The 10,470-nt window shown below is 75.1% G+C and carries 10 protein-coding genes; all 10 read right to left on the bottom strand.

What is annotated here, in order from left to right; all coding sequences use genetic code 11:
- Positions 1 to 105 precede the first annotated feature (105 nt).
- The 10 genes from HD596_RS52385 to HD596_RS52340 all read right to left on the bottom strand — a co-directional run bounded on the left by HD596_RS52385 (position 106) and on the right by HD596_RS52340 (position 10,463).
- On the bottom strand, positions 106 to 1,107 hold the full coding sequence (locus HD596_RS52385; RefSeq protein ID WP_185076918.1) for a LacI family DNA-binding transcriptional regulator: 1,002 nt from the start codon (positions 1,105 to 1,107) through the stop codon (positions 106 to 108).
- Positions 1,104 to 2,210, bottom strand: a complete 1,107-nt coding sequence (locus tag HD596_RS52380) for a Gfo/Idh/MocA family protein (protein ID WP_185076917.1) — start codon at positions 2,208 to 2,210, stop codon at positions 1,104 to 1,106. The genes HD596_RS52385 and HD596_RS52380 overlap by 4 nt, the downstream gene beginning before the upstream one ends.
- 75 nt (positions 2,211 to 2,285) lie before the next feature.
- A complete protein-coding gene (locus HD596_RS52375) occupies positions 2,286 to 3,134 on the bottom strand; it encodes an amidohydrolase family protein (RefSeq protein ID WP_185076916.1) in 849 nt (282 codons plus the stop codon).
- A gap of 40 nt (positions 3,135 to 3,174) precedes the next feature.
- Positions 3,175 to 3,636 carry a VOC family protein gene (locus HD596_RS52370; RefSeq protein WP_185076915.1) on the bottom strand — a complete coding sequence of 154 codons (462 nt, stop codon included), beginning with the start codon at positions 3,634 to 3,636 and terminating at the stop codon, positions 3,175 to 3,177.
- Positions 3,633 to 4,613, bottom strand: coding sequence for an alpha-ketoacid dehydrogenase subunit beta (locus HD596_RS52365; protein WP_185076914.1), 981 nt, complete (start codon positions 4,611 to 4,613; stop codon positions 3,633 to 3,635). Before HD596_RS52365 ends, HD596_RS52370 begins: the two co-directional genes overlap by 4 nt.
- The gene (locus HD596_RS52360) at positions 4,606 to 5,565 is read right to left on the bottom strand and encodes a thiamine pyrophosphate-dependent dehydrogenase E1 component subunit alpha (RefSeq protein WP_185076913.1); all 960 of its coding nucleotides are present in this window, start codon (positions 5,563 to 5,565) and stop codon (positions 4,606 to 4,608) included. Before HD596_RS52360 ends, HD596_RS52365 begins: the two co-directional genes overlap by 8 nt.
- Positions 5,558 to 6,898, bottom strand: coding sequence for a class-II fumarase/aspartase family protein (locus tag HD596_RS52355; protein WP_221520008.1), 1,341 nt, complete (start codon positions 6,896 to 6,898; stop codon positions 5,558 to 5,560). The genes HD596_RS52360 and HD596_RS52355 overlap by 8 nt, the downstream gene beginning before the upstream one ends.
- A 2-nt stretch (positions 6,899 to 6,900) precedes the next feature.
- Positions 6,901 to 7,659, bottom strand: a complete 759-nt coding sequence (locus HD596_RS52350) for an SDR family NAD(P)-dependent oxidoreductase (protein WP_185076912.1) — start codon at positions 7,657 to 7,659, stop codon at positions 6,901 to 6,903.
- 88 nt (positions 7,660 to 7,747) lie between these two features.
- The gene (locus tag HD596_RS52345; RefSeq protein ID WP_185076911.1) at positions 7,748 to 9,526 is read right to left on the bottom strand and encodes an aldehyde ferredoxin oxidoreductase C-terminal domain-containing protein; all 1,779 of its coding nucleotides are present in this window, start codon (positions 9,524 to 9,526) and stop codon (positions 7,748 to 7,750) included.
- A 73-nt stretch (positions 9,527 to 9,599) separates the two neighbouring features.
- Positions 9,600 to 10,463: an IclR family transcriptional regulator gene (locus HD596_RS52340; protein WP_221520007.1), complete on the bottom strand. Its 864-nt coding sequence runs from the start codon at positions 10,461 to 10,463 to the stop codon at positions 9,600 to 9,602.
- Positions 10,464 to 10,470 lie beyond the last annotated feature (7 nt).

The following is a 10,470-nucleotide window of genomic DNA, read 5'->3' as shown; positions in this document are numbered from 1 at the left end:
GCCGGGGTCGAAACGTTTCGCACAACGTAGGACGCGATTTGCGGTGCTGTCAATGGGGTGGAATCGGGCGTCCTAAATCACGTCACCGGGCGGGCCGCGTGACAGTCACGCCGGGGGAGCGGTGGAGCGGCGCTGGATCAGCTCGATCGGCCCGGCCAGCACCTCCGCCACCGTGTCGTCCGGCTCCAGGCCGGCCAGCAGGGTCACGCCGCGGCGGCCCAGCTCGCCCAGTGGCATGCGCACCGTCGTGAGCGCGGGATTGAGGTAGCCGGCCAGCTCCAGGTCGTGCACGGCGACGATCGAGACGTCCCGGGGGATCTCCAGTCCGGCCGCGCGCACGCCCTCCATCGCCCCGATGGCCGAGGCCACGTTGGCGACGAACACCGCCGTCGGCCGCTCGGGGGCGGCCAGCAGCCGGGCCATCGCCGCCGCCCCGCCCGCCGGCGTGTAGTCGGCCGCCACGATCGGCCCCTCCGGCAGCCCGGCCGCGCGCATCGCCGCCGAGTATCCCGCCGACCTGCGCGTGGCCGTGTCGGAGCGCGACGGGCCCGCCAGGTGGGCGATGCGGCGGTGGCCCAGGCGTACGAGGTGTTCCACCGCCAGCGCGGCGGCCCGCGCGTCGTCGAGGATGACGTAGCGCTTGACGCTCCTGCTGCGGTTGTTGAGCATGAGCCACGGGATGGCGCCCCGGTCGAGCTGCGCGATCAGCCCCGACTCGTCGCCGGTCCCGGCCAGCAGCAGGCCGTCGATGCGGCCCTGCCCGATCCGGTCCATGTAGTCGCCCAGCGCCGCGCCCGACGCGCTGCCGGTGACCAGCACGTAGCCCTGCGCGGCCGCCTCCGCCTCCGCGCCCTTGATGATCTCCGCGTAGACCGGGTTGGCGAAGTCGGGGATGAACAGCCCGAACATGTGCGCCCGCGACGTGCGCAGGCTCCGCGCGGCCACGTTGGGCCGGTAGCCGAGCTCCTCGATCGCCGCCAGCACCCGCTCGCGCGTCTCCGGCCGGATGTTGAGCGTGGGGTCCTTGTTGACGACGCGGGAGACGACCGCCCGGTCGACCTTGGCGACGGCGGCGACGTCGGCCAGCGTGATCCGGGAACGCTTCATGACGACGATCCTCCCCTGTCCGCCGGGCGGCAGCGCACGCTCTCGCCGGTGTCCATCGAGCGGTAGAGCGCGTCGAGCAGGCGCAGCGTGCCGAGGTTGTCCGCGCCGGAGGTCTCCGGCTCGCCGCCCTCCGCGACGGCCCGCAGCAGCGAGCCCATCGGCCCGGCCACCGCGTCCGGCAGCCACCGCCGGGTCACCGGGTACGGCAGCCAGCCGTCCGTCGGCAGCGCCCGGCTGTAGACCTCCAGGGTGTCGGGGCGGCCGTGCGGGTAGTCGTACAGCAGGCCGAGCGTGCCCTTGATCGCGCCCTGCGTGCCGTCGACGCGGAAGGACGCCTCCTGGTCGCCGGTGCGGTTCTCGTGCGTGACGTGGACGAGCGCCCGCAGGTCGCCCGGGTACACCAGCGTGCTCATCGTACGCGTCTCGCCCCTGGCGAGCTGGCCCGGCGTGCGGCTGCCGGTGCAGAAGACCAGCTCGGGGTCGCCCAGGATCGAACGGATCGCGTCCAGGTAGTGGATGGAGTGGTAGACGATCTCCAGCCGGTCGGTGGTGACCAGCCAGTCCCAGGCGCTCCAGTCGGTGAGGATGTTCACGGTGAACGTCATCGCCGTCGGCTCGCCGATCCAGCCCGCGCGCACCATGGCCCGGGCGGCGGCGATGCCCTCGTCGAAGCGGAGCTGCTGGTTGACCGCGACCTTCAGGCCGCTGCCCGCCGCCAGGTCGACGATGCCCCGGCCGGTCGCCACGTCGGGCGCGAACGGCTTCTGGCACAGCAGGTGCTTGCCCGCCGCCAGCGCCGCCCGCGCGATGCCGGGCTGCGCGCCGGGCGCGACGGCGATGTCCACCACGGCCACGCGATCGTCGGCCAGCAGCTCGTCGAGCGAGCCGTACGTCCTGGGCACCCCGTGCCGCCGGGCCACCTCGGCGGCGCGATCGGCGTCGAGGTCGTACAGGCCGGTCACCTCCAGCCCCGCCTGCCGGTAGGCGGGCAGGTGGGCCACGTCCACGATGGCCCCGGCGCCGACGACGGCGACGGGCAGCCGGTGCGCGGCCGGGATGGACAGGTCGGCGGCGGCGGCGATGGGCGCGAACACGTCGATCACGCGGCGGCCTCCCGCGCGGGACGGGTGCGGATGCGGGTGCGGGTCATGGCGCCTCCCGGGCGGGACGGGTGCCGGTCATGGCGCCTCCTGGAGGTCGTAGAAGCGGGTCGCGGTGCCGCCGAGCACGGCCGCGCGATCGGCGGGCGAGAGCCCCGACAGCACGGCGTTCGTCTCCCGCCACACCTTCGCGTAGTCCCCGGCCAGCAGCGCCACCGGCCAGTCGCTGCCGAACATCAGCCGCCCGGGGCCGAACACCTCCAGCGCGTGCTCCACGTAGGGCCGCAGGTCCCCGGCCGTCCACGTCGCGGCGTCGGCCGCCGTGTTCAGGCCGGACACCTTGGCGTACACGTCCGGGCACTCGGCCGCGCGGGCGAGCAGGGACGCCCACGGTTCCCAGCCCTTCTCCCTGATCGGCGGCTTGGCCAGGTGGTCGATCACCATCCGCAGCCCGGGCACCCGCTCGGCCAGCACCGGCACGTGCTCCAGGTGTCGCGGCAGCACCGCCACCACGTCGAACGGCAGCCCGGCCGCGGCCAGCAGCCCGAGCCCCTCGATCACCGGTTCCCGGAGCACCCAGTCGGGGTCGGGCTCGTCGTGGATGAGATGCCGCACCCCCGCGAACCTCGGATGCCGCCGGTACCGCTCCAGCGCCCCGGCCGCCTCCCCGGGCCGGTGCAGCGGCACCCAGCCCACCACCGCGCCGATGAAGTCGTACGCGTCGGCCTGCGCGAGCATGGCGTCGGTGTCGGCGTAGGAGTCCATCGACTGCACCAGCACGGTGCGGCCGACCCCCGCCGCCGCGAGCTGGGGGATGAGCTCCGCCGGCTCGAACGTGCGGTGGATCGGCCCGTGATCGGGCGTCAGCCACGGGTACGAGCCCGTCTCCAGGTTCCAGAAGTGCTGGTGGGCGTCGACGACGGTCATCCAGCCTCCTCACGTGATCAATCGTTTGAGCGTGCACATATTAGGCGTTGCCCGGCGGTTGCACGAGCTCCAGGGTGATGTCGTCGGGGTCGAGGAAGTAGCAGGCGTAGCCGCCCCGGTTCACCCCCGCGGTGATCGCCTCGGGCGGGTTGACGAAGCGCACCCCGGCCGCCGCCAGCCGGGCGTGCTCGGCCCGGGCGTCCTCGACGGTGAGCGCCAGGTGCGCCGTGCCCGGCAGGTGGCGGGCCGGGTCGCGCGGGGCGCCCTTCGGCCGTACGTACTCGACCAGCTCCAGGTCGTGCGTGGAGACGCCGCGGGGCTGGCCCGGCACGGCGAGCTGGGCCACGCGCAGCACGGCGTCGGGGTAGCCGACGAGCCGGCGGGTGTAGTCGTTGTCCTGCTCCTGCCGGTGCACCAGCGCGAACCCGAGCAGGTCGCGGTAGAACTCCACGGACCTGTCGAGGTCGGAGACCGTGAAGGAGAAGTGCCAGACGCCTTTCATCGTGCTCCCGCGGTCAAGCGCCTGACGTCGTGGGCGATCCGCGCGGCGTCGGGGATCAGCGCCTGCGCCAGGACCGGCGCCGCGGGCATCCGCACGTCGGGCGCGCCGATCCGGACCGGCGGCGCGGCCAGCGCCACCCCGGCGCCCACGACGCGGGCGACGACCTCGGCGCCGAAGCCGCCGGTGACGTTCGCCTCGTGGACGACCGCCAGCCTGCGGGTACGGCGCGCGCTGTCGATCACGGCCTCGGTGTCGAACGGGTTGAGCCACGGCGTCTCCAGCACCTCGGCCTCGACCCCCTCGCCGGCCAGGGCCTCGGCCGCCGCCAGCACCCGGTGCGTCATCGCGCCCCAGGTGACGACCGTGACGTCGGAGCCCGTACGGCGGGTGCGCGCCCCACCCATGGGCTGGACCGGCCCGTCCGTCCTGACCGGCTCCTTCGGGCCGGAGTACAGCGTGCGATTCTCGATCACCAGGACCGGGTCGTCGCCGTGCACGGCCGTCACCAGCAGGTCGTAGGCGTCCTGCGGCGTGCTCGGCATGCACACCCGCAGCCCCGGCACGTGCAGGAACAGCGCCTCCAGGCACTGCGAGTGCTGCGCGCACGCGCCCGGCGCGTTGCCCTGCTGGGTGCGGATCGTCAGCGGGGCCCGCAGCCGCCCGCCCGACACGTAGCGGACGTTGGCCGCCTGGTTGACGATCTGGTCCAGCGCCACCAGGGAGAAGTCGGCCCACATGATCTCGACGATCGGGCGGAGGCCGAACATCGCGGCGCCCACCGCGCTGCCCAGGATCGCCGACTCGCTGATCGGGGTGTCGAACACGCGGTCGCCGTACCGCTTGCGCAGGCCCCTGGTCACGCCGAACACGCCGCCGGGCACGCCGACGTCCTCGCCGTACACCAGCGTCTCCGGCAGCTCCTCCATGAGACGGTGCAGGGCCGCGTTCACGGCCTCGCCGTAGGACAGGTCAGGCATACAGGTGCTCCCTTGCGGTGGCGGGGTCGGCGAGGGGCGCGGCCAGCGCGCGCTCGGCGGCGGAGGCCATCTCGGCCCGCGCCCCGCGCTCCACGGCGTCCAGCTCGGCGGCCGGCACCCCGTCGGCCAGCAGGCCCTCGCGCAGCCGGGCGATCGGCTCACGCCGGCCGATCCGCTCCAGCTCGCCGGGCTGCCGGTAGGTCTGCGCGTCGCCGATGTAGTGGCCGGCCAGGCGCTCGGTCATGCACTCCAGCAGCGTCGGCCCGCCGCCCTCGCGGGCCACCTCCAGCGCGTCGCGCACGTGGAAGCGCACGGCCTCCACGTCGTTGCCGTCGACGCGGTGGCCCGGGATCCCGTACGCGGCCGCGCGGTCGGCCAGGCGCGGGTTGCGCACCATGTCGGCGATCGGGGTCAGCTCCGAGTAGCGGTTGTTCTCGCAGACGAACACCACGGGCAGGGACAGCGCGGCGGCGAAGTTCATGGCCTCGTGCACCGCGCCCTGGTTCATCGCGCCGTCGCCGAAGACGCTCACGGCCACCCGGTTCGAGCCGTCGTGCCGGCCGGCCAGCGCCGCCCCGCACGCGATCGGCGCGCCCGCGCCCACGATCGAGTTCTCGCCGTGGAAGCCGTACTCGGCAGCGGTGAAGTACGCCGAGCCGCCCCGCCCGCCGTTCACGCCGGTCGCCCGGCCCGCCAGCTCGGCGAACAGCGCCCGCGCGGGCACGCCCCTGGCCAGCGCCCAGCCGTGGCCGCGGTAGGTCGCGAACAGCGCGTCGTGCGGCTCCAGCACGTCGCACGCGCCCACCGGGACCGCCTCCTGGCCGACGCACAGGTGCACCGAACCGACGATCGGGCCCCCGACCGGATTCTCTGTGCGCAGGTCGCGCACCTTCTCCTCGAACGCGCGGATCCGCCACATGGCCAGCAGATCCGCGAGCCTGCGTTCACTCATCACTTCTCCAGGCTTCAAGCGCCGCGGCGCAGATCGCCTCGGCCTCGCCGAGGTAGGACTCGGGCGGGATGGGCAGCTCGCCCAGGCTCGCCAGGTCGTCCGGCGCCGCCACGTCGCGCAGCGCGTCGGCCAGCGCCCGCCCGCGCTCGCGGGCCTCGTGCGCCGCCTTGTAGACCAGGTCGTGCGCCCGCTCCCGGCCCAGCGCCGGGGCCAGCCGCATCATGTACGCCTCCGCCATGATCAGCCCGCCCTCGGCGCCCAGGTTGGCCCGCATGGCCTCCGGGTAGACCCGCAGCCCGGCGGCGACCTCGGCGGCCGTGGCCAGCGCGCCCGCGGCCAGCTCGGCCAGGAGCGGCACCACGTACCACTCGACCTGCCACTCGCCGGCGGCCCGCTCGTGGCCGGCCTCCATCGCGCGGAACAGGCCCGAGCTGAGCGCGCCCGCCGTGCCGGACATGCCGATGACGGCCTCGCAGCCGATCGGGTTGGCCTTCTGCGGCATCGTGGACGAGGCGCCGCGGTGGTGCCCGCCCGCCTCGCGCACCTCGCCGACCTCGGTCCTGGACAGGTCCACGACCTCGCGGGCGAAGCGGGCCGCCGTGGCCGCCAGGCTCGCGCAGGTCACCCCGAACTCGGCGACGCCGTCCCTGGCCACGTGCCAGGGCACCTCGGTGGCGCCGAGGCCGAGCACCCCGGCCACGCGCTCGCGCACCTGCCGGGAGCGCTCGCCCATCGCGGCGGACGTGCCGCCCGCGCCGAACAGCGACACGACCCGCACCCGCCGCGCCGCCTGGCTCACCCGGTCGCGCTGGCGGGTCACCTCCGCCAGCAGCACCGCCATCTTCGCCCCGAACGTCGTGGGCACCGCCTGCTGGGCGTGCGTGCGGGCGGCGACGACGGTGCCGGCGTGCTCGGCCACCAGCCGGGCCAGCGCGCCGCCGAACGAGCCGAGCAGCGCCCGCAGGTGATCGAGAGCCTCGCCCATCTGCAGGGCCAGGCCGGTGTCCATGATGTCCTGCGTGGTCGCGCCGTAGTGGACGCGGCCGTTGGGCCCCTCGGGGAGCGCGGCGGAGATCATCCGTACGAGGGGCAGGATCGGGTAGCCCACGTTGACCGCCTCCGACCAGAGGCGCCGGAGGTCGATGGTGGCGGGCACGCAGGCCGCCTCGATGGCCCGCGCGTCGGCCTCGGAGATCACGCCCTCCGCGGCCTGGGCGCGGGCCAGCGCGGCCTCCGTGCGCAGCCAGGCCAGCACGGTCCGCTCGGCCGAGAAGATCTCGGCCATCGCGCCGTCGCCGAACAGCTCGGGCAGCAGCTTGAACGTCTGGCGCACGGTCAGTTCATCTCCAGTCCGCCGTCGACGTTGAGAGCCTGGCCCGTCACGAACGACGCCAGGTCGCTGGCCAGGAACAGCACCGCGGCGGCGACCTCCTCGGGACGCCCGGGCCGGCGCAACGGGGAGCGCTCGCCGACCTCCTTCAGGTAGCCGGCGCCCGCGCCGGGACCGAACCGCCGGTCTCGGTCGGCGATGATCTCCTCCCACATGGGGGTGAGGAAGACGCCGGGGCACACGGCGTTCACCCGCACGGGGGCCAGCGCGTGGGCCGCCGACTTGGTCAGGGAGAGCAGGGCGGTCTTGGTGGCGGAGTAGTGGGCGGCGTCGGGGCGGCCCGAGCGGGCGGCCACCGAGGCCAGCGTCACGATCGAGCCGCCGCCCCGCTCGGCCATCCCGCGCCCGACGGCCTGGGTGAGCCAGAACGTGGCGTTGAGGTTGACGTCCACGATCCGCAGCCACTCGCCGGGCTCGATGTCGAGCAGCGGGGTGGTGCGCATGATCCCGGCGCAGTTCACCAGCACGTCGATGCGGTCGCGGGCGCCTGCCAGAGCCGCCGCCTGGGCCGGGTCGGTGAGGTCGGCCGGGCGCGCCTCGGCGCCGAGTTCGGCCGCCGCCTCGCCCAGCCGCGGGCCCTCCAGGTCGGAGAGCACGACGTCCGCTCCGGCCTCGGCCAGCGCGCGGGCGCAGGCGAACCCGAGCCCTCCCGCGCCGCCCGTGACGAGCGCCGTCCGTCCGCCCAGGTCGATCGTGACAGCCATCCCCGAGGGTCTCCCGTCTCTCGTTCAAACGATTGACCAGAACATAACGCGAACCACACAAACCGGACAAGAGTGTTTTCCGGGGGAATCAGCGCCAGCCGAGCTCCTCGTAGAAGGCGGCGCGGGCGAGCTCGAACGAGGCGCGGTCCAGCACCGCGCCCTCGTGGGGCCCCGCCGTGACCGGCTCCTCGTGCATCCGGGCCGGCAGCTCGTCGGGCCCGCCGCCCTCGCGGATCGCGTACGCGCGCATCCCGTCGAGCCGCGCCTGACCGGCCGCCAGCAGGTCGTCCAGGGTGAACTCCCGCCCGAGGACGGCGGTGACCAGGGCGCTCAGGTGGTCGATGGTCAGCGGGCGGGTGGGGGAGGAGGCGAAGACGCACAGGTTGAGCGCGTCGAGCCCGCTCCACAGCCGCAGCAGCCGGGCGGTGCGCCGGCCCCGTTCGGCGTCGAGCCCGGCGACCGGCGCGGGCTCCGCCCCGATCCGCCGCGCCTCGCCGAAGCTGTAGGGCAGCCCCGCCACGGGGTCGAAGTCGAGGTCGTGCTCCAGCGCGTCGTAGCGCGGGCCGCCGGGGGCGATCGCGTACCCGAGGCCGATGCCCGGCTGGACGCGGGGGTCGAAGCAGGGCAGCTCGGCGCCCTTGACGGTCATCGCGTACGGGGCCGTGGCCGGCCCGAGCTTCGCGGCCGCCCGCGCCGCGCCCTCGGCCAGCAGGTCGCCCATCTCGCCCGTGCGCGCCGCCACGTCGTCGACGAGCCCGGGCAACGCCACGGGGTCGCCGAACGCGGGCCCGCCGGGGAGCAGCCCCCGCTCGGCGCACTCCATGGCGAACGCCAGCGTCCCGCCCAGGGAGACCGGGTCCAGCCCGAGGTCGTTGCAGCGGGCGTTGGCGGCCAGCACGGTGTCGAGGTCGTCGATCCCGAGGTTCCACCCGAGCGACAGGAACGCCTCCTGCCCCAGCCCGCCGGTCCGCCGCTCGGCGAGCCCCGGGGGCGCGTACACCTTGAGGCAGTCATTGGGGCAGCCGGGACAGGCGCCGGTGGTCGCCACCGCGCGCCCGTCGTAGTCACCCGCGGACGGCACCCGCAGCCCGTGCGCGCCGGTCACCGAGAAGTTGCGCACCGCGGCGTACCCGGGAGCGGGCGGGTCGCCCACCCATCCGGCGAACCCGGGCATCCCCGCCTGGATCGCCGCCAGCGGGTTCGTGGCCAGCGAGCCGCGGTAAAAGGCGGCCAGCCCGGCGACCGCCCCGGGGTCGGCGACCTCCGCCGCGCCCTCCGCTGGGACCTCGCCGACGCACACGACGGCCTTGAGGTTCTTGGCCCCGAAGACCGCGCCGAGCCCGTAGCGTCCGGCGGCGTAGGCGTGGTCGGTCACGATGCTCGCGTACCGCACGAGGTTCTCCCCGGCCGGCCCGATCGCCGCCACGTGCGCGCCCTGGCCGTGCCGCGCCCGCAGCGCGTCCGTGGTCGCGGCCGTGCCCAGCCCGCGCAGCTCCGAGGCGTCGTGCAGGGACACCTGCCCGTCCCGGACGAGCAGGTACGACAGCCGCGCGGCCCGCCCCGTGACGGCCAGCGCCCTGACGCCCGCCCCGCGCAGGCCCGCCGCGAACGGCCCGAGCGCGTGGGACTCCCCGGCCACCCCCGTCAGCGGCGACTTCGCCAGGAACACCGCCTTGGCCAGCCCCGGCGCCGCCGTCCCGCCCAGCGCCCCGGCCGCCACGTACAGCAGCGCCCCCGGATCGTACGGATCGAGCCCGGCGGGCGTGCGCCCGGCCATCAGCCGCAGCCCCGGCACTGACCCGCCGATCTCGCCCGGGTGCTGCTCCTTCTCCACGTTCCCGCTGGTCAGATCCACAATGAACGGCACGGTCAAGCCTCCAGAGCGATAGAGGAAAGCGAGCCGCACCACATCACACAACAGCCGGAAAAGGCAACCCCCGTCAGGGCCGCTCCGGGTGCGACCGCAGCCAGCGCGACAGCCCGCGGGCGGCGCTGACGACGGCCGGCACGAGCGCGCCCGCCTGCGGCTCGCCCACGCGCACCACGACCGACAGCGCGGCGATCACCTCGTCGGCCGCGTCTCGCACGGGCGCGGCCACCGACACCGCGTCCAGCGTGACCTGGCGGTCGCTGATGACGTACCCGTGGCGGCGCACCTCGGCCAGCACCCCCCGCAGCCGCCCGGGGTCCGCGATGGTCCGGTCGGTGAAGGCCGCCAGCGGCCCGGCCAGGTACGCCTCCTGCGCCGCGGGCGGCGTGTGGGCCAGCAGCGCCAGCCCGACCCCCGTGGCGTGGGCAGGGAAGCGCCCGCCCACCCGGCTGCGCACGCCGACCGCGTCCCGGCCGGAGATCCGCTCCAGGTAGAGCACGTCGGGCCCGTCCAGGACGGCGAGCTGGGCGTGCTGGTGGGTGACCTCGTACAGGTCCTCCAGGAACGGCATGGCGGCCTCGCGCAGCCCGAGCCCGCGCGGCGCCAGCGCGCCCACCTCCCACAGGTGCAGCCCGATCTGGTACCGGCCGTCGCGGTCGCGTTCCAGCGCGCCCCACGACATCAGCTCGCTGACCAGCCGGTGCGCGGTCGTCAACGGCATCGAGGCGCGGCGGCTGATGTCGGACAGGCTCAGCCTGGGACACTCGCCGGAGAACGCGCTGAGCACGCTGAGGACCCGGCTCGTCACGGTCCGGCCGGCGGGCCGCTGCGCGCTTCCGGAAGCCGTCCGGCTTGCCGGCTGCTTGGTGCCGCCGGGAGCGTGGACGCCCCGGCGCATCGTGGCCGCGGCCGGGCCGTCGTCGGTTGTGGTCATGGTCGCC

Source organism: Nonomuraea jabiensis (genome assembly GCF_014204795.1).
In the GTDB taxonomy this organism is placed as follows: Bacteria; Actinomycetota; Actinomycetes; order Streptosporangiales; family Streptosporangiaceae; genus Nonomuraea; species Nonomuraea jabiensis.
Note: the sequence above shows the minus strand (reverse complement) of the source record. Positions and strands in the feature narration are given on the sequence as shown.